The sequence below is a fragment of the Streptomyces sp. NPDC088762 genome, assembly GCF_044750905.1.
Lineage (GTDB): Bacteria > Actinomycetota > Actinomycetes > Streptomycetales > Streptomycetaceae > Streptomyces.
Genome location: NZ_JBIVKT010000006.1, coordinates 326,644 through 344,229, shown reverse-complemented (window position 1 = coordinate 344,229; position 17,586 = coordinate 326,644). Strand labels below are relative to the sequence as shown.

General features: G+C 67.9%; 21 protein-coding genes and 1 pseudogene. 7 read left to right on the top strand and 15 right to left on the bottom strand.

Annotated features, from left to right (window positions below; genetic code table 11):
• Nucleotides 1-40 precede the first annotated feature (40 nt).
• Nucleotides 41-679, bottom strand: a complete 639-nt coding sequence (locus ACIP5M_RS17855; protein WP_401197936.1) for a transposase family protein — start codon at nucleotides 677-679, stop codon at nucleotides 41-43.
• Between the two features lie 67 nt (nucleotides 680-746).
• Here ACIP5M_RS17855 and ACIP5M_RS17850 point away from each other — a divergent pair, with 67 nt between their 5' ends.
• Nucleotides 747-1,349: a hypothetical protein gene (locus ACIP5M_RS17850; RefSeq protein ID WP_401197934.1), complete on the top strand. Its 603-nt coding sequence runs from the start codon at nucleotides 747-749 to the stop codon at nucleotides 1,347-1,349.
• Between the two features lie 55 nt (nucleotides 1,350-1,404).
• Here the strand turns inward: ACIP5M_RS17850 and ACIP5M_RS17845 are convergent, their stop codons facing one another.
• The 4 genes from ACIP5M_RS17845 to ACIP5M_RS17830 all read right to left on the bottom strand — a co-directional run bounded on the left by ACIP5M_RS17845 (nucleotide 1,405) and on the right by ACIP5M_RS17830 (nucleotide 5,355).
• Nucleotides 1,405-2,175 carry a hypothetical protein gene (locus ACIP5M_RS17845; protein WP_401197932.1) on the bottom strand — a complete coding sequence of 257 codons (771 nt, stop codon included), beginning with the start codon at nucleotides 2,173-2,175 and terminating at the stop codon, nucleotides 1,405-1,407.
• Entirely contained in the window at nucleotides 2,159-3,388 is a 1,230-nt protein-coding gene (locus ACIP5M_RS17840) for a hypothetical protein (RefSeq protein WP_401197930.1), read from the bottom strand. Before ACIP5M_RS17840 ends, ACIP5M_RS17845 begins: the two co-directional genes overlap by 17 nt.
• A 330-nt stretch (nucleotides 3,389-3,718) precedes the next feature.
• The gene (locus ACIP5M_RS17835) at nucleotides 3,719-4,249 is read right to left on the bottom strand and encodes a GNAT family N-acetyltransferase (RefSeq protein WP_401197928.1); all 531 of its coding nucleotides are present in this window, start codon (nucleotides 4,247-4,249) and stop codon (nucleotides 3,719-3,721) included.
• A 215-nt stretch (nucleotides 4,250-4,464) separates the two neighbouring features.
• Nucleotides 4,465-5,355: a GyrI-like domain-containing protein gene (locus ACIP5M_RS17830; RefSeq protein ID WP_401197925.1), complete on the bottom strand. Its 891-nt coding sequence runs from the start codon at nucleotides 5,353-5,355 to the stop codon at nucleotides 4,465-4,467.
• Between the two features lie 141 nt (nucleotides 5,356-5,496).
• Between ACIP5M_RS17830 and ACIP5M_RS17825 the strand changes: the two genes are divergently transcribed.
• Nucleotides 5,497-6,615 (top strand): serine hydrolase domain-containing protein, encoded by a 1,119-nt coding sequence (locus tag ACIP5M_RS17825; RefSeq protein ID WP_401197923.1) that lies wholly within the window; start codon nucleotides 5,497-5,499, stop codon nucleotides 6,613-6,615.
• A gap of 273 nt (nucleotides 6,616-6,888) precedes the next feature.
• Here ACIP5M_RS17825 and ACIP5M_RS17820 read toward each other — a convergent pair whose 3' ends face one another.
• The 3 genes from ACIP5M_RS17820 to ACIP5M_RS17810 all read right to left on the bottom strand — a co-directional run bounded on the left by ACIP5M_RS17820 (nucleotide 6,889) and on the right by ACIP5M_RS17810 (nucleotide 9,562).
• On the bottom strand, nucleotides 6,889-7,482 hold the full coding sequence (locus tag ACIP5M_RS17820; protein ID WP_401197921.1) for a DinB family protein: 594 nt from the start codon (nucleotides 7,480-7,482) through the stop codon (nucleotides 6,889-6,891).
• Between the two features lie 101 nt (nucleotides 7,483-7,583).
• Nucleotides 7,584-8,351: an NPP1 family protein gene (locus tag ACIP5M_RS17815; RefSeq protein WP_401197919.1), complete on the bottom strand. Its 768-nt coding sequence runs from the start codon at nucleotides 8,349-8,351 to the stop codon at nucleotides 7,584-7,586.
• Between the two features lie 584 nt (nucleotides 8,352-8,935).
• A complete protein-coding gene (locus tag ACIP5M_RS17810; RefSeq protein ID WP_401197917.1) occupies nucleotides 8,936-9,562 on the bottom strand; it encodes a TetR/AcrR family transcriptional regulator in 627 nt (208 codons plus the stop codon).
• 73 nt (nucleotides 9,563-9,635) lie between these two features.
• On the opposite strand from ACIP5M_RS17810, the gene ACIP5M_RS17805 reads away from it, so the two are divergent.
• Nucleotides 9,636-10,067: a hypothetical protein gene (locus ACIP5M_RS17805; protein WP_401197916.1), complete on the top strand. Its 432-nt coding sequence runs from the start codon at nucleotides 9,636-9,638 to the stop codon at nucleotides 10,065-10,067.
• 37 nt (nucleotides 10,068-10,104) lie between these two features.
• Here ACIP5M_RS17805 and ACIP5M_RS17800 read toward each other — a convergent pair whose 3' ends face one another.
• The gene (locus ACIP5M_RS17800) at nucleotides 10,105-10,542 is read right to left on the bottom strand and encodes a YybH family protein (protein ID WP_401197915.1); all 438 of its coding nucleotides are present in this window, start codon (nucleotides 10,540-10,542) and stop codon (nucleotides 10,105-10,107) included.
• 72 nt (nucleotides 10,543-10,614) lie between these two features.
• On the opposite strand from ACIP5M_RS17800, the gene ACIP5M_RS17795 reads away from it, so the two are divergent.
• Nucleotides 10,615-10,968 (top strand): winged helix-turn-helix transcriptional regulator, encoded by a 354-nt coding sequence (locus ACIP5M_RS17795; RefSeq protein WP_401197912.1) that lies wholly within the window; start codon nucleotides 10,615-10,617, stop codon nucleotides 10,966-10,968.
• A 192-nt stretch (nucleotides 10,969-11,160) separates the two neighbouring features.
• Here the strand turns inward: ACIP5M_RS17795 and ACIP5M_RS17790 are convergent, their stop codons facing one another.
• A complete protein-coding gene (locus ACIP5M_RS17790; RefSeq protein ID WP_401197910.1) occupies nucleotides 11,161-11,898 on the bottom strand; it encodes a VOC family protein in 738 nt (245 codons plus the stop codon).
• Between the two features lie 184 nt (nucleotides 11,899-12,082).
• On the opposite strand from ACIP5M_RS17790, the gene ACIP5M_RS17785 reads away from it, so the two are divergent.
• Nucleotides 12,083-12,601 carry a DUF2716 domain-containing protein gene (locus ACIP5M_RS17785; protein WP_401197907.1) on the top strand — a complete coding sequence of 173 codons (519 nt, stop codon included), beginning with the start codon at nucleotides 12,083-12,085 and terminating at the stop codon, nucleotides 12,599-12,601.
• A 397-nt stretch (nucleotides 12,602-12,998) separates the two neighbouring features.
• Here ACIP5M_RS17785 and ACIP5M_RS17780 read toward each other — a convergent pair whose 3' ends face one another.
• Nucleotides 12,999-13,625: a flavodoxin family protein gene (locus ACIP5M_RS17780; protein WP_401197904.1), complete on the bottom strand. Its 627-nt coding sequence runs from the start codon at nucleotides 13,623-13,625 to the stop codon at nucleotides 12,999-13,001.
• Between the two features lie 98 nt (nucleotides 13,626-13,723).
• On the opposite strand from ACIP5M_RS17780, the pseudogene ACIP5M_RS17775 reads away from it, so the two are divergent.
• A pseudogene (locus ACIP5M_RS17775) lies at nucleotides 13,724-13,872 on the top strand (helix-turn-helix domain-containing protein); the annotation flags it as partial.
• Between the two features lie 135 nt (nucleotides 13,873-14,007).
• Nucleotides 14,008-14,607 (top strand): histidine phosphatase family protein, encoded by a 600-nt coding sequence (locus ACIP5M_RS17770; RefSeq protein WP_401198025.1) that lies wholly within the window; start codon nucleotides 14,008-14,010, stop codon nucleotides 14,605-14,607.
• Here ACIP5M_RS17770 and ACIP5M_RS17765 read toward each other — a convergent pair.
• From ACIP5M_RS17765 to ACIP5M_RS17750, 4 genes are all read right to left on the bottom strand, one after another.
• A complete protein-coding gene (locus tag ACIP5M_RS17765; protein WP_401197902.1) occupies nucleotides 14,529-15,221 on the bottom strand; it encodes a cysteine hydrolase family protein in 693 nt (230 codons plus the stop codon). The genes ACIP5M_RS17770 and ACIP5M_RS17765 overlap by 79 nt on opposite strands.
• A 283-nt stretch (nucleotides 15,222-15,504) precedes the next feature.
• On the bottom strand, nucleotides 15,505-15,795 hold the full coding sequence (locus ACIP5M_RS17760) for a hypothetical protein (RefSeq protein ID WP_401197899.1): 291 nt from the start codon (nucleotides 15,793-15,795) through the stop codon (nucleotides 15,505-15,507).
• A 103-nt stretch (nucleotides 15,796-15,898) separates the two neighbouring features.
• Nucleotides 15,899-16,738, bottom strand: coding sequence for a helix-turn-helix transcriptional regulator (locus tag ACIP5M_RS17755; RefSeq protein WP_401197897.1), 840 nt, complete (start codon nucleotides 16,736-16,738; stop codon nucleotides 15,899-15,901).
• A 237-nt stretch (nucleotides 16,739-16,975) separates the two neighbouring features.
• Entirely contained in the window at nucleotides 16,976-17,578 is a 603-nt protein-coding gene (locus ACIP5M_RS17750; RefSeq protein WP_401197895.1) for a CGNR zinc finger domain-containing protein, read from the bottom strand.
• Nucleotides 17,579-17,586 lie beyond the last annotated feature (8 nt).

The following is a 17,586-nucleotide window of genomic DNA, read 5'->3' as shown; positions in this document are numbered from 1 at the left end:
GACGCTTCGGACGTGGTTCCCCGTGGTGTGGGCTGCTCGCCTATCCGGCGAGGGCGAGGTTGTGCATGCGTCCGATGCCGAGCATGGCGTGGTGGACTCCGTCGCCGTTGAGGCGGCAGTCGCGGAGGATCTTCCAGGTCTTCATGCGGGCGAAGACGTGCTCGACGCGGGCTCGGACCTGCTTGTGGGATCGGTTGTGCTCTTCCTCCCAGGCCTGGCAGTCGTTGCGGTTTCCGGCGAGTGGCCGGCCGACCACGACGATCAGGCGAGTATCGGCGTCGATGACGACCTGGTGGTTGGTGGAGTACCTGTAGTTCTTCGACTTTGCGGCGATCTTGTGATCGCGGGTCGGCACCAGGGTGCCGTCAACGATCAGTACGGTGTCCTTGGCGAACCGCTTGCGGGGCTGGAGCGCGAGCATCGGCCCGAGGTGGTCGATGATCCGGTCCGCCGCCGACTTCGACACCCCGAACAGCGGGGCAAGCTGTCGCGTCGTCAAGTTCGTACGCCAGTACGCCGCGACCAGCAGGGCCCGGTCCTCCAGCGGCAGGCTCCACGGCCGGCCCTTGCGGACTGCGTCCGCACCCTCGCGCCGCAGCACGGTCACCAGCTTCCCGAACTGCCGCGGGCTCAACGGGGCTATCCAGGACGGCTCCGACGCCTTGATCACACAGGCCACAGCGAGATCATCTCCTTCTTGACCAGCGGTTGCCGGGCAGCTAGTGGGTCGCACATAGAGTGCGGCCATGAAAGAGATCCCCTGGTTCGAGTACGACGAAGACGATCTGAACCTCGCGCAACGCGCGTTCGCGGACGTTCTCGCCGAACGTGCTCGCTCCTGGCTGGTCGACCCGGATGACACAGCCGTGGTGCCCCCGGCGCACGCCTCCGACCGCGAGCTGATCGTCTGGTTGGACATCGTCGATCCGCAGCGTAACCAGGGAATCCTGACCGTGGGCGCCCACTTCAACGGGACCGTCGTCCACGCAGACAAGCTCCACAACCAGCTCTTCTCACTGCCGGAGGAGGCGACTGAGTTCACTTTCACAGCCGCTGGAAACCCAGCAGAGCTGGCAGAACGGACGGCTGCTTGGTTCGAGGCAATCCTTGTGCGCCCGCTGGTCCGCTGCGAATGGCAGCACGCGGGCCAGACGTACGCGGTCCGCTACGAGTTTGCCGATACGGGCCGAGGCCTCATCGAGAGCTTCAACGACGCCCTCGCACCCCGTCGGCTGCGGAATCGACTCGCCGCAGAAGGCATCGTCCGAGGCCGCGGGCGGATCAACCGCGCTTACCTGGGCGAACCAGACTTGATCGCATGGGTCAGAGGCGACCACCCCGGTCAGTAGTTGCGGGACAGCCCTAAGGGCGGGGGCGAATGCCCTCCTCCGCAGTCCCTCGAGGTCAGACGGGCAGCATCAGATCGCTCTCGCTGATGGTGTACGTCAGCAGGGGGTAGATGAAGTCGGTTTCCTTGTTTTCGCGGCGCCGTAGTTGGTAGAACTCGCGCCTCTGCTCATCGTCGGCCGACATGAGGCGCGCACCATGCGGGAGGTATGCGTGTCCGTCGCGAAACCGGACGAAGGTCTTGGACGTTCGAAACGTTACGCCCAACCATTGGTTGTCCGCCGCCTGAACGGACGTGTCCAATACGATTTTGTGCCTGAGTCGCCGATTCGAGTCGACAGAAAACGCGACGATACTGTTGTGGGCGAGAGGGATTTCGAACTTCTCGTCCACGGAGCCCTTTGACTCGAAGATGAGTTTCCTCGGCGCGCTCGCTTCCGGGTGTTGGTAGCAGGAGAAGACGGCGATGAACGACCCGTCGGCCAGGTCGAGGGCTTGGTCGGAATGGCTGCCCATGGTTGTGTAAGCGTTCGTGTAGCTCTCGATGAGAGCATTGTTGAAGCCGACCGGGAGCGCTGCACGTTCCTGAACCTGTTGCGCCAGACGTTCGTGCACCGCCCGGAACCTCTGCGTCGGGCTGCCGTATCGCGTGGTGGTGCGTACGAGAGGCACACCACCCGCCTCGTCGATCTTGGTGAGCGTGGCTCCTTGCCGGCCTTTTCCTACGTCTTCCCAGCGAACCGACGCCCGCAGCTCCGCAAAGAGATTCTCATCGGTGGGCACATCGCACGAGATGATCTCATCGAAGATCCTAGACTCGGGGGGCAATGTAGTCTCCCATGTTCATGCTGAAGAGGAATTGGTCCCCGTAATCGATGAAGGACGAGGTCCTGTTCTCCTCGGCGTACAGCCTGCGCAGCTCGTCCATGCCGGCCGGTGTGGCTGGCCCCAGCTGTGCCAGATCTCCGGCCACTTTGAGGAACGTGCGGCCGTTCTTGTGAACGGCCTCGGCGCTCGAACAGCGGACCACGTACCCCAGGCGGGTCGGGAGCAACTCGGCGTCTAGCGATGAGGGCCGGATTTCGTGCGTATACAGGCGGTTGGTGGACAGCGGCATGAAGAACACGGAGCCGGGGTACAGGGTCAGGGTGAACTGCGGGGGGAGCGCTGAACCTTCGCCTTTTTGGGCCGGGTCCTTGAGGCGGAAGTGGAGTTTGGTCAGCCCGCTGACGCCCTTCGCGCCATAGTCGAAGGCGTCTTCGGCCAGGGGCTGCAGCTTGTCGAGCCGGTCATAGAAAGTGCAGAAGGCCATGATGCCGTTGACGGGCATGTCTTTGGTCTTGTCGGCATGAGCCGAGATCTTGGCCTTGGACTGCTTGCGCTCGGCCGTGGCAAGGGTGTTGTGGTAGATCTGGGCGAGAACGTGATTCAGCGGTGCCTGGTTCCGGAAGACGGCGGTGGCCTCGCGGTTCAGAGCCTCGACGATGCGCGTGTCGGTCGGGCGAAAGTTCTCGGTCGGCCCCGAGAGATTCGTGGAGCACCGGAGCAGGCGGAAATGTAGTTCGTCATCGTGTCGTGTGACGGGCGTCAGATAGATTCCACTGCGGTGGGCTGTTCCAGGCTTGGTGGACTCCGTCAGGGACTGGAACGCGTGCTCTGCACGGATCAGGCCGAAGTGATCGGCGTCGAGCCCGAAAAAGCGGCGGTAGTACACGCCGACGCCGTGTACGCGGGTGGGAACTCGGCCGAGGTCGACGAGGGTCCAAGGCTTGTCGAGGCGCTCGTGGTAGCCGTGTGAGAGCTCCCGGATGACCAATACCCGGGCAGCCAACTGCAGTTGGCCGCTGCTGATCCCGGAGATGTCGCCACACAGGTGGACGGTCTTCTGCGCGAGGTCGAGCGAACCAGAGGCAAGGTCCTCTGGCGTGATGACGGACCCGAAGAAGTCCCTGATCAAGGCATCATCTTGCAACGTCGAAGGTGCAACCAAGATGTTGCTCGCGTCGTCAATGGAGGCTTCTGTCAGCTCTGTTGTGCGCATCAAACGGTACCTGTCATTCACAGATCTTGGCGGGTTAATCAAAGCCGTGGACACGACAACGGCCCGCACTCTTTCGTTTGCGTTGCGCAACGTAAACGAAAGGAGACGGACCATTGAACCTCGATGCTCTCACGGGGCTCGACAGCGGGCAACGGGGTTCGGACAACACTCACGACGTCGTCCGCGATTGAGGTTTCGGCGTGCCGGCCTGGCGGGTCGGCTGGCTGCTCGCCGAGCGGCCCGTCGCCCCGATCGGCCAAACTCTTCGATCCCATCGAGCAGGTAACTCGCAGAGGAGCAAGGGCAGTCTGCGAAGCATCGGACCGAGTATCAGGGCCTCAGCAGTCCGCCCACCCACCAGTCGTGCGGCTTGCCATCGTTGGCAATGCCGCGATGGCGCAGTGTCCCTTCGACGGTGAAGCCGAGCTTCTCGGCGACCGCACGCGAGCCGGTGTTGCCGGCCATGGCCCACCACTCGATGCGGTGGACGTCGAGGGTGTCCCAGCCCCAGTCACACAGGGCCCGAGCGGCCTCCACCGAGTACCCACGTCCGCGCAGTTCCTTGACCGCCCAGTAACCGAGCTCCCAGACACCACGGCTGATGAGGGTCAGGCAGTACGAGCCGACCAAGGCGCCGGTGTCCTTGCGGAACGCGCCGAGGGTGTAGTCCCTGTCCTCGGCCCACTGAGCGGGCAGCTTCTCGCCGACGAGCTTTTCCGCGTCCGCACGCCGATACGGCACCGGCACCGGGGTGTAGAGCTGGATGTCCTCGTCCTGGCAGGCTTCGTACACCGCATCCACGTCGGCAGGTGTGAAGGCCCGCAGCACCAGACGGTCGGTCTCAAGAGTCACCGGATCCATCACGGCAGTATGACCACCCTTGGCAAGCGGCGACCAGTGAATATCCCGACCGAGCACCGCCCCTCACAACACCCCGGGCTGGTCAACGGTTGTCGCACACCCAGATCGCCTGCCCCTGAGACGGAGCTACTCTCACCACCCCATCAATCGCGCACCGATCCGCTACCCGGGGGCCGGTGTCGCTGAGCCAGAACTCCGCGTACAGGCGGTCCTGTTCACACCTTGGGACGCCCGCCGCCCCGACGCTCGACCGGGATCCACAGCTGGGAGTCGGTCTCCGCGCCGATCTCCACCGGGTGTGTCCGCAGGAGCTCCGGACCAGGCCGGCTCGTGTACGGGTTCGAGGGGAACCACTGCGTGAACACGTCTCGCCACAGCTCCTGAACGGCACTCGGATAGGGCCCGCGGTTGTCGAAGACCGCCCAGGTCCCGGCCGGCACGTCGAGGGCGTCGAGCTCCTCGGCGGCCACCTCGAGGCCGGCTACCACGCCGATCCAGTAGTCCACCTCGGCGCCCTCCTCCCGGCTGTCGGTCAGGTGAACCACCGCGGACAGGATCCCCTCCGGCTCCCGGTCCGCCTCGGCCGTCTCCTTCATCCGTACGATCGCCTGCTCGTCCAGGCTCTCCAGGTGCGCCGCGGCGGCCGCGTTGACCCCCTCGTGCACGAGCGGCACTCGGGCCTTCCTGCCGACGACCCGGAACGACTCCTTCTCCACGATCCTGTACCGCATGGTCGTACTCCCTTCGACGACGACCCGAAAGGACATGCGCGGCTGTGCCGTCAGCACCGCACCCGTGCGCCGGGCCTCGCCCGGCCCGATGCCGTGCACCGACCGGAACGCCCGGGCGAACGCCTCGCCCGAGCCGTACCCGTACCGCACCGCTACATCGAGCAGCGTCAGCTCCCCGGCCAGCACATCGGCTCCGGCGAGCGTCATCCGCCGCCGCCGCACGTACACCGGGAGCGGCATCCCGGCGAGCGCGGAGAACAGCCGCCGGAAGTGGTACTCCGACACGGCGGCGATCCGGGCCACTTCGGCGACGTCGACCTCACGGTCGAGACAGCCCTCCAGGTGGTCCAAGGCCTGGTTCAGCCGCTCCAGCACGCGTATCCGTCCTTCCTCCGCGGCGCCGTGACGGTCATCGGCCCTGCTGAAGTAGAAGGAGATTCCATCGCGCCCCGCCCGACCAAACCAGTACGGGAATTGTGGGGCAACAGGCCCAGGCGTGGCCCGAGGCTTTGACCCATGAACGATGATGTTAAGGGACATTGCGACCAGCGATTTGCCGCAGTCCATGAGGCACTCGCAGCCTTGCTCTGCAAGGACGACGTGGGTGCCTCGGCGGCCGTCTACGTTGATGGCGAGCCGGTGGTCGACATCTGGGGCGGGTACGCCGATGCGGACCGCTCCGTCAGCTGGGAGCGCGACACCCTCACCTGCGTGAACTCGACGACCAAGAACATGACCGCCCTGTGCGTGCTCATGCTGACCGACCGGGGCGAGCTCGACCTGTCCGCGCCGGTCGCCGCCTACTGGCCCGAGTTCGCCGCGGCCGGTAAGGAGAACGTGCTGGTACGCCACGTGCTGTCACACACCGCGGGACTGCCGGACCCGTCCGGGCTGACGGCGGTCGAGCAGCTCTACGACTGGGGGAGCGTGACGGCAGGGCTGGCCGCGCAGGCGCCCGAATGGGAGCCGGGAACGGCCGCCGGCTATCACGCGCTCACCTTCGGCTTCCTCGCGGGCGAGATCGTCCGCCGCGTCACCGGCCGCAGTCTCGGGGAGTTCTTCGCCGAAGAGGTGGCCAAACCGCTGGGCGCGGACTTCCACATCGGGCTCCCTACCGAGCACGACCACCGGGTCGCACCGCTCATCCCGCCGCCGGCACTGACCGACGAGTACGCCGCCGGCGCACCGTCAGGACCGGATGGCGCACGCCGGGAGAACACCAACGCCGCCATCCGGGTCAAGGACGTCAACTCCCCGGCCTGGCGCCGTGCGCAGATCCCTGCCGTGAACGGCTTCGGCAACGCTCGCTCCGTCGCCCTCGTCCAGTCGGTATTGGCGAACCAGGGTGCGGCTTGCGGCGTGCGACTGCTGTCCCCCCGGGGGTGCGAGCCTGCGTGGCAGGAAGTGTTCCGCGGTGATGACCGCGTCCTGGGGACTCCCATGTCCTGGACGGCGGGCTTCGGGAAGTTCGGCGACACCTTCGGCTGGGGCGGCTGGGGTGGCTCACTGGTCGTGAGCGACCCCGGTGCACGCATGACGGTGGCCTACGTCATGAACCGGATGATCGACCGGGACCGTCAGGAGGACGACCGCGGCATGGAGATCGTGATGGCCGCCTACAGCGGCCTCCGCTAGTCGGGCAGCGGTTGAAGGACGACGCGCCGCGTCAGGGTGGACCACCAGCACGGTCTGTCGGAGCTTCGCCGGGGTGGTCGTCGAGAAGACGCCGGTCACTCCGTGCTCGGCCAGGCCCAGCCCAGCTGGAGGAACAGGCCCAGTCGGTCGCTGACTGCGCGGATCTGGGAGACCTTGCCCCCTCGTGCGGAACGGGCGAGGCGACCACGTGGGGGAGGGGAGAGGCGGTCAGCAAGGCGAGTGCGGAGTCGCGCCCTCCCTCCGCCTACGGACTCAGCCGTGCTCGGCCTGGGCGCGCTTGGCAGACGCCTCCAGCCTGTTCCAGTACTCCTGGTACCAAGCGCCGTCGCCGCCACCCAAGTTGCTGTTGGTCTCTCGCATGCCGGCCTTGCCGTCGATCAGCTCGCGGACGATGTCGGCATGGCCGGCGTGCCGGTTCGTCTCGGCCGTCATGTGCAGCATGATCCGATGGAGCATCACATCACCGTTGTCCCCCCACCATGCGACGTGGCCCATCGCGTCGAGCGGCAGCGCTTCGATCGTTTCGTCCGCGTGCGCCCAGGCGCGGTGGTAGAGGCCGAGGATGTCCTCGCGCGTCTCGTCGGCAGGAGCCCACATGTCCGCGTTGGGCTCGGCGTCCTCCTCATGCCAGGGGAGGGGCTCGCCATGCGGACGGCCGAAGGTCGGGCCGAAGTACCCGAACTCGACGCTGGCGAGGTGCTTGACCAGACCGAGGAGGTTGGTGCCGGTCGGCGTCAGGGGGCGGCGGACGTCGTACTCGGACAGTCCCTCCAGCTTCCAGACGACGGCTTCGCGGGCCGCCTTGAGGTAACGGTGCAGGTCGTCTTTGGGATCACTGGGCTTCATGCACCGAGTCTCGCACTGCCCGCCGACAACGATCTACGGGTTTCTCGAGCGCTCGCCGCCGGGGGCCCGCGGCGGTGGGTGCCGGGCGGACAACCGGTCTGCTACTGGTCGGGGTCGAAGGGGATGCCCGCCGGCTTGGCCTTGGTGAGGTGGGAGGAGTAGGCCCCGTCCTTCAGGCCGAAGTGGGCACTGCCGAAGTCGGCCTGGCTGAGTTTGTCCCGGAGCGTTGCCGGGTAACCCGACCAGCCGACGAGCGCGGGGAACTGCCATGTGCGCTGGTGGTTCTCGGGAGGTTCGTCGTTGGTGTTCGCGGGGCGGAAGCAGTGCGTGCCGACGCCGTCCTTGTGGTAGACGATCTTGGGATGGGTGCCGTCCCAGCGGATCTGGTCGCGGGTGCGGATGGTGAAGTCGCCGTGGGCGGAGGTGGCCACGTACTTGGCCTCGTTGCCCTGGATCCACACCACCACGTGTTCCCAGTCGTGGCGGTGGCCGCCCAGGCTGATGCCGGGTATGGCCTGGTCCTTCTCGAAGTACAGCGCGTACATCACGGCGCACCAGCCGTTGTTGCAGGTGGAGCGGGAATAGCCGTTGGTGTTGGCGAGGTCCGAGGCATCGTGGCAGTTGCCGTTCAGCGCCCCGGTGGGGTTCAGGCCACCGTTCAGGACTCCGGTCGGGCCTATGGCGGGCGTCGGGTAGCAGCCGTCGGTGTCGTAGTCGTACGCCGGCTGGAAGGCCAGCTCGATGGCGTCGGCATTGACGGGAAGCGCCGGGGGCGGAGCCGCGAAGGCCACCTGGGGCACGGCGACGACCAGCGCCAGGGCGGCGCCGGCGACGACGGATGATCTCCGGATGTGACGACTCGTCCGCACAGCAGGCCTCCGGCTGATCGGGGTGGGGGGTTCGGGTCTGCGTAGCGCGGACCCGACCGGGGCCGCGGGCACGCCCGAGCATCATTCGCGAAGTCTGACGGCACGGCAAGAGCCGCGGAGCCGGTACCTCGCCCGTGGCCGGGATGCCCAACGCCCGGCTGGACAGGCTGAGTTGTGGCGGTACCGGAAACAGCCGGGTCGCCAACACCCGACGCCGTCGTGGCGCCGAGTACGGCCGGACAGCAGTCCGCCGTCGCGGTCTGACGAGCCCGCGGCGGCACTAAAGGTGTCATGGTGACACAGAGCGTCCCCACCCGGACCACCGGCGGTCGCACCTGATCCGGCTCACCCAGGAAAGCGAAGCCATCATCGACGCGGGAGAACTCTTCTGGGAGTCGACCGGTGATGGCGGCGTCGGGCACCGCGTCATCCGGCACCGGTCCTTGCCTCGCCGGGGGTGAGCGGCCGCCCCATCACCGACCTATACGTCGCGCACCACACCGCACAGCAGATGGCCGCGATGGACGACCCGGCCCGCGGCGCGCAGTGGTTCGTGGCCATCAGGGACGTACCAAGGCCGCTGATCACCGGGCAGCGTCCGAATGCTCATCAATGAGGGCCGTGCCGGATGCCAGGGCCCGGGCGGTGTCCACGAAGTACTGCTCGTCGGCGCCGTCGGCGAGGCCGAGGAGGACGCCCTGTGTGAGACCGACGAACACCGCCCTGAGTCCGGTGATCAGACGCTGCGCCTGATGGGACGTCACCGTGTTCCCATGGTGAGACCTGCCGGTGAACATCGCGACCAAGCGGCTTTCCTGCGTTCGGACGGACGCGGCGAGTTGGGAACCGAGCTCACGGTCGTGCAGGGCCATGTCCAGCAGGGTGATCTGCAACGACAGGCCGGACAACGCGTCAGGGGCGTCACAGCTGCGCCGGTAGTACCGGGCGAAGGCTTCAACTGCTTCCAGGAGATCCATGTCAGCCGGAATCGCCTGCTCGATCTCTTCGTAGTGCGGCCGCAGGTAGTCGGTGACCAGGGCCGCCACCAGGCCGCCCTTGCTGCCGAACAGCGAGTACACAGCGCCGGTCGTCAAGCCGGCCCGCTCGGCGATCTCGTCGAGCCTGGCACGGTACCCATCCCGTGAGACGACGTGGAAGGCAGCCTCCAGCAAGGCGCGGCGGTTGCGTTCCTTGGTCTCCGCTCTTGTCATTCTCATAATTCCATTATTCTAGTAACGAAGTTACGGAACAGGAGCAGGACCCGGACACCACGGAGGGACGTTCATGACGCAGGCCCAGATTGTGACTTCGTCAGCGAAGCGCCGGTTGACGGGGATCGTCGCCGACGGCGCGTTCAAGGTGGTGCTCGGTGCCGCCTACGTCATCGCCTCTGCCCAACTCGGCGGTCTGCTCGGCGTTTCCGCCTGGCTGATGGCCGTCTCCGGCGTTGTGCTGTTGATCGGCGGCGGGATCGAGCTCAGGTACGTGCGAAGCCGCCCGATCCGTACGCACCTGCGGCTCATGATTGCCTACGACAGCGGCTGGGTCCTGACGGCGCTCGCCGGCGCACTGATGGCGTGGCTGGGCGGCAGCGCCGGGGGCGAGGTGTGGATCGGATACCAGGCGGCTGCGCCGTTGGCTTTTGCCGCACTGCTGATGGCCGCCGCCCCCGTTCGGCCAGTCGCAGACAGGCTCACCGAGAACTCAGCACACTGACACCTTTGCCGGCCGGGAATCCGCCGGGCCTCCAGGCTCAATCCACCGGAGAGCACCTGGTGTCGATGCCGAAGGGGTTGTCGATCACGTATCGCCACAGGCCGTCCGGGCCGCGCCGGGCCACATCCGTAGCGGTGCCTTCGATGTGGACGCGTTCTCCGTCCGGTCCCTCGCCGTCGATGACCCAGTCGACGATGAGCAGCGCGATGTCGTAGGCGACATAGGTGTGCCGTGGGCGGACGCTTATCGGCAATCCCAGTGACTGGAATTCGGCGTTCGCGGCCCGGAGCTCCGCTCCGGTGACCGACTCGCCGTCGCGGGCGACGAAGACGGCGTTCTGCTCGTAGACGGCGGCGAGTGCCTGCGCGCTACCGGAGTTGAAAGCGGCCTCGAAGGCCGAGGGATGTCGCACCGCGTCGGATGTCAGAGCAACAGTGATGTCATGATCGTGCGCAAGATTCATGTTGATGTCCACACCGGCAGTCAAGCCAGTGCCGACGTGGGTCACCAAACGGAAACCGACAGCGGGGGCTGGGACACCGGCTTGGTGCCGTCCCCCGCGGGCCGCACCGTACGCCCGGACGCCGACTGTCCGGTGGAGATCGCCTTGGCGGCGATATCCGGCCGCTGGACCACCCTCGTGCTGCGCGAGCTGATGCACGCCGAGCACTCCTTCGGAGCGCTGCGGGAGAGGCTGCCGGACATCAGCCCCAAGGTCCTCACGGACCGCTTGCACATCCTCAGGGAACGCGGCCTGGTCACCCAGGAGCGCCTCCCCGGATTCCCTGTGCGCACGCGCTACGCGCTCACCCAAGCCGGCCGGTCCCTGCGCCCGCTCCTCATCGAGCTCTACCGCACAGGCGAGGCGCTGAGGGACGGCGGGCCCGAGAGTGCGCTCTGAGAGACGCGGCACAGCACGCAGAGCCGCGGGAGGGCTGCGTGATCACCGTGTGGCCGGCGAGGCCGCGGGCTGTGGGCTGTGGGCCACGGCCTTGACAACTGCCACCCCCGGATCGGGAATGACCCCAGCGCGTAGCGCCGCCGCCCGCGGTCTTCGCCGCTGCCCGGAACCGGTCGGAGTCGTTGCTCAAGGTCAGCGAGGCGTGAGGAGGCAGAACTCGTTGCCTTCCGGGTCGGCCAGAACCGTCCACGAGATTGCGGACTGATCGATATCAGGGCTGGTGGCGCCCAGGGCGCGCAGGCGGGTTTCCTCCGCGGCCATGTCGTCACCGGGGTAGGGGCAGACGTCGAGGTGGACGCGGTTCCACACGCTCTTGGTGTCGGGGGTGCGGACGAACTCCAGGTAGGGGCCGACGCCTTGGGCGGAGCGCATGGTCGCGTGGTCGTCGGTGACCTCGTGCAGCGTCCAGTCCATGGCCCCGTCCCAGAACCGGGCCATCGCTCGTGGGTCGGTGCAGTCGACCACCACCGCGGCGATCGGCCCGGTGTCCCGGTAGATCGGGCGGGGCTCCAGGACGCAGAACTCGTTGCCCTCCGGGTCGGCCATGACCGTCCAGGGGACGTCGCCCTGCCCCACGTCGGCGAGCGTCGCGCCGAGATCCTTCAAGCGCGCGACCAACTCTGCTTGATGGGCGGTCGAGGTGGTCGCGAGATCAAGGTGCACCCGGTTCTTGTCCGTTTTGGGTTCCGGGCGGGCGACGATGTCGATGCAGACGGCCACGGGGTCGGGGTAGGCGAAGCCGACGGGTTCGAGGTTGGTCACGCCGGGTCCCTCGCTGTCGACACCCCAACCGAGTGCCTCCCCCCAGAACCGGCCGAGTGCGGAGTCGTCCTGGGCCTTCATGTTGATCTGCACGAGTCGTGCTGCCATGCCGTGGATCATAGAAGGACCGCCAGCCCAGGCCGCGGGATCATGCATGTGCTCGACCAGGTGCTGACCGTGGCCGCGTTTGCCGAGACTTCCTGGCCTTGGCCGTTTTTTATGGGCTCTGACCGGAGTTCCGTGAAGGGCTGCTCGCGCGCTGGCCAAAGAGGCTGATCGGTAGGATCTGCGGGTGATAAAGGAGCCTGTGGTCCAACTTTCGGAAGCGGAGTACCGCGACGTCTGGGACCGTTTCGACACGGAGTTCGCCTTTCGTGCCAGCATGAACCCGGACAAATGGCCGGCGATCAGGGAACCCCTGGACTCCGTTACCTGGAGCTTGGCCGCGTTGCACGACGACCCTGAATTCGAGCGGCTCGACCGGCTCGTCGAGGTGGTCGAGCAGGGCCTTACGGCCTGCGTACCTCCCCAAGGCACGCTGTTCGCACTGGATTGGCAACACGCCTCGTTCCGTTTCTCGCCTCATCTCCTTCGCGGCTCCGAACAGGAGCAGTGGCCGCTGAGCCCGTACCCCGATGGTGACTACTACATCTACCTGTCGGAGGACTTCCTGACCGGCAGCTTCGGTCACCCATGGGAGGAGTCACTGTGCCTGTTCGGGCAGGGTCTCCTTGATGCCGCATCAGCGGAGATCGATGACATCTTGGGCTCTCCGATCCGCAGGTCTGGCCAGCGTTCTCCTCATGCCTAGCGCGTCGATGGACTCATGAACGCGTGAGAATCCGGGTCCGAAGAAGCGCGAACGAAGCTCGGCCGCACATGGCCCGCTTGATGGTCTTGACCCTGTTGAAGGCCACCGACAACGCTTGAGCTCCAGCTCAGGGTGAGTGAGAGCCTCGCAGGCGGCCGGCCTCCCGGCAGTCCTCCGCTCTTGCGGAACCGGCTTCGCCACGGCGGCGGCGGAGGTGCGCCTGGTCGCCGTGCCTGCGGTCCCGGAGCTCAGGAAGCAGCGCTCGATGAATGAGTCCGATGTTCTCAGTGGCCGTAGGCGATCAGGGAGCGTTTGATCGTGGGGGCCGGTGGTCCAGTTGTGGTACGCCGGGCTCTTGTCGCCGTCACAACGTGCTCCTGCTGGTAAGCGGTCGCGGTCAGGGAGTGGCCGGGTACGGGGTTGCCTTGAGCCGGCGGGCGAGGTGGGCGGTGTTGGCGGCGAGCGTGGCGGTGGTGGCGGCTGACTTCTCGGGGGTCTTGTCGAGGTCCTGGTAGTCGGTGCCCTGCATCGCTTCACCGACCCAGTAGGTGGCGGCGTTCGGGGCAAGGGAGAACCCGACGTCGTTGAGGCCCTGGAAGAGGTCGGCGCAGGCTTTGTGGGCGCCGTCCTCGTTGCCGACCACGCACACCGCGGCGGCCTTGCCGTAGGTGAGCATCCGGCCCTGCTCGTCGGTCTCGGAGATTTCCGCGTCGAGGCGTTCCAGCACCCGCTGGGCCACGCTGGAGGCGTGCCCGAGCCAGATCGGTGTCGAGAGGATCAGGATGTCCGCGGCCATGATCGTGTCCCGGATCCCGGGCCAGGAGTCCCCGTCGCCCATGTCCGTCTGCACACCGGGCTTCACGTCGTGGTCGACGACTCGGATCACCTTGCCGGTCACGCCGTGGTCGGCCAGGGCAGCCATGGTCTGTTCAGCGAGCAACTGGGAACTCGACGGCTTCGGGGAGGGCGTGAGGGTGCAGACCAGCGCGACAGCGCGCAGGGGAGTGTTGTCTGTGGTGTCCATGTGGCCCGGCTACCCGCACGGGTGATCCGTATCCCCTTCTTCCGGTCACAGGGGTTTCGGACCTGGTCGGAAAGGTGCTGATGACCGCCACGGTAAGTGGCCGCGTGGGGATCACGCCCGCTGACCTGGCGGTACTCAAGAACGGCCGCCCCAAGGCGGTGCGCTTCGCGATGCTCGCCGTGCTCTCTGCGAGGCGCTCGAGTACCAGCCGGGCGACCTGCTGCGCTGGGAGGCCGCGGACGCCGCGGTGGGGATGACGTGCCCGGGGTGGTTCCCGCGTTCCCGCGGTCATCGGGCGGAAGTCGGCCGGCCGGGCCCTGTCGGTGGCCGGCCGGGGGCGGGAGGATGGAGCAGAACGACCCAGGCCTGCCAGGGGAGAGCCATGGCCGTCGACATCGTGTACGAGACCCACGCGATCACCGAGGACAACGAGCAGGGCATCGCCACCGGCTGGCTGCCGGGCCGGCTCTCGCAGCGCGGCCGTGAGCTGGCCGCCCGCCTCGGTGAGCGCCGCCGGAACGAGGGCTTCGCCGCCGTCTTCAGCTCCGACCTGGCCCGGGCCGTGGCGACCGCCGAAATCGCCTTCGCCGGCACCGGGATCCCCCTGCGACAGGACCGTCGGCTGCGGGAGTGCGACTACGGCGAACTCAACGGCTGCCCGGTGGACCGGCTGGCCGCCGTACGCTCCCGGCACATCGACACGCCGTTCCCCGGCGGCCAGAGCTACCGCGAAGTGATCGCCGCCACGGCCGACTTCCTGAGGGACCTCGCCCGGCACCACGACGGGCACCGCATCCTGCTGATCGCGCACTCGGCCAACCGGTGGGCCCTGCAGTGCCTCCTCGCGGGCGGCTCGATCGAGGACCTGGTGGACGCGCCCTTCACCTGGCAGGAAGGCTGGAACTACACGCTGCCCGCCGACTTCCCGTCCAACAGCCGCACCACTTCCGCCGTGGACCGGACGTCCCCGAAGCTGCGGTAGACGGTGGCCAGCGCGGCGTTGTGGGCGGCGTCGCTGCGCGTCGCGCTGGCATCGGCGACCAGCACCGCCCGGTACCCCAGCGTCGCCGCGTCCCGCACTGTCGCCGCCACGCACACGTCCGTCACGAGCCCGCACACGATCACTGTGTCGACGCCCCGCGCCCGGAGCAGCCCGGGCAGCGGGCAGTGCCCCGGGAAGAACGCGGAGGGTGCGCTCTTCTCCACCACGAGGTCGTCCGGGCCGGTCTCCAGCCCAGGCCAGAGCCGCTGCGCCGGCGCCCCGGACCCGCCGGCCAGCCGGTACTGTTCGGCGGCCCGCACTCCGTAGAACTCCACGGCCCACTCGCCGGACCGCTCCGCCCGGGCCGGCAGCACCCACGCCACGGTGCCGCCGGCCGCCCTTGTGACATCAGCGAGCTCCCGCACCCGCGGCACGACGGCGGGCGCGAACGCACTGCCCTCCACGAAGAAGGGAACCAAGTCCACCGCGACGAGCGCAGTCCGCCGCGCGCACAGCCTCTCGTACGCGAACCGCCGCCTCCGCCGCCGCTCGTGGCGCGCGTACTCTCGCTCCTCGATCGCCCACCGGTGCCCCTGCCGCAAGTCCCTGTTCATGTGCCGCCCTCCTTCGCCCGCCGGACGCTCAGCCCTTACGCTGCCCGCGACGCCGGAGAGCGATGCCGGGGCCGGCCACATCGCCCGCTCCCGGCCGGGGCCCTTCCTGCTGTTGTGCAACGCTGCCCATGGCTCCGGACACAAGCAGGCCCCGGGAACAAGAGGTTCCCGGGGCCTGATGCCGCCGTTTCACGCGCAGCCGTTTCACGCGCAGCCGTTTCACGCGCAGCCGTTCACGGGCCGCCGCCCACTTCGGCAGGGCGCGCCGGCCCGTTCGCTTGGGTCAGCGGTCGATCCAGTAGTGCGTGATGGTGCCACGGCCGCAGGTGGCGTACTGGTAGCGCGCGTCGGTTTCCCAACCGCTGTAGTAGTGCTTGCCGTCAGTGCACTTCACTCCTACCCTCCAGGCCGAGCCCGCGGAACACCAGCCCCGCGCCGTCTTGCTGCTCGTCTTCGTGGTGGAACAGGCCAGGGCGCCGCTCTCGGCGGCCTGGGCGGTGCCGGTCAGACCGAGGCCGGCGAGTGCGCCGGACAGGGTTACGGCGCCGACCAAGGTGGCGATGCGCATGCGCATGTGTGGAAGCCCCTTCCAGGGATCATCGTTCGAGGACGCCGACATCCTCGTCATCGCCGGAGGGCCGCGTCTTGAACGAATTCGCGGCGCGGACTGCTTCGGCTCACTTTCGGCCACCGGCGCAGAGCGGCGCCTCGGCCGCCAGGAGAAGACTGGTCATCCGACCCTCGACGCGGTCGTTGGCGGGCGGGCCTGCGGACGTCCCCGTGGTCGAGGCGAGCAGTTGGGTGGTCGTACGCCCTGTCATCCTGCGCACCTCGCGAGCCAGGTGGGACTGGTCGGAATAGCCGCAGGCCAAGGCCGCCTGCGACACCGCTTGACCTCTGTTGAGCAGCCTCAGCGCGCGATGCAGCCGCATGATGCGGGCGATGGTTTTCGGGGGCATCCCGATCTGCTGCCGGAACCGGCTCTCGAACTGCCGCCAACTCCACCCCGACTGCTCGGCCAAGTGCCGTATGGGCACGGTGCCACCCGTACGGGACAGCTCCTCCCAGGCCCACACCACCCGCGCGGAGCACGGGGGGCCGGCGGCCGACCACTGGGCCAGGGTGGTGTCGAGTAACCGGAAACGTCGACTCCAGCTCGGCAGGGCGGCCAGCGCCCCGGCCAAGTCGTCGACACGACGGCCCACGAGTTCCACCGGATCGACGATGCTGTCGGCCCACTCGTGCATCTCCACCCCGAGCAGGGTGTACGCGGCCCACGGTGCGAGCAGGACTTCCATACCGTGGAGAACGCCGTTGTGCTCACCGATGGTGGCGCGTGTGCGCACCGCGGAGACCAGCGAAGTGAAGGGCACCGCCGCCTGCTCCTCGGCTCTGCCCGCCGCCACACCGTCCGCGCCACCGATGTCGGTGAGGCGCAGCTGCCCTTCGAATCCGAGGACCAACGTCACCACCCCGTCGGGGAGTTCCAGGCGGCGTCTGGGCCGGTCAAGTGCCATCCGGTACCCGCGGTAGCCCAGAACCCCCGGTCGTAAGCATGGGCCGGGCCGGCCGCTGGCCAGGCTCCAGTCCGCCTCGTGTGTCGACACGCTGATCCACGCCCTCCCCGCCACACCGTTGCACTCCCCCCGCCATCGTCGGCGCGGTGGATGCAGGTGTCTGCCCTGAATCCGGCCGTAGCGCGGTTCGTCTTCGACACGTAGGAGGGCAGGGCCCTTCCTACGGCCGGCGCCGGGTCACCCGCCTGAGGGGGAGGCGGTGCGACGGGCGTAGGCGCGGGCGGCGCGTGCGCGGTCGCCGCAGCGGGTGGAGCACCAGTGGCGGCGGCCGTAGCGAAGCAGGTAGCGGCTGCAGGGGGTGGAGCCGCAGGCGGTGAGGCGGTCCGCGTCGGGACCGGTGAGCAGGTCGGAGGCGTCGGCGGCGAGGGTGGCCAGGGCGTGGTCCACGATTGCGGTGGTGGGGTGGGGGGTGGCGCGGTAGGGGCCGGTTTTGTCGTCCCACTGCAGCAATGGGGCGGTGGAGACGCGACTCATCGCGTCGTTGACGGCCCGGACCGCGGCGGGGAGGGCGGGAAGCCCCTCGGCGCGGGAGGCGAACAGCGACCTGATCTGTTCGCGCAGTGAGCGCAGCTGTGTTGCGCACATCTCCCGCATGCCGGCGTCGATCGGTGCCAGACCGCGTTCGGTTAGCCAGTGGTTCGCCTGCGCGGGAGTGCCCAGAAGATCAATCGTGTGTCCGCCCGGAAGGGTGATCGCGCTGTTCACGAGGGCGAGAGAGAGGTGCTCTTGCTCGCCCTGTGCGGGTGGCGGGACGGACTGTTCGCTCAGGGGCTCCTTCATATTCTCAT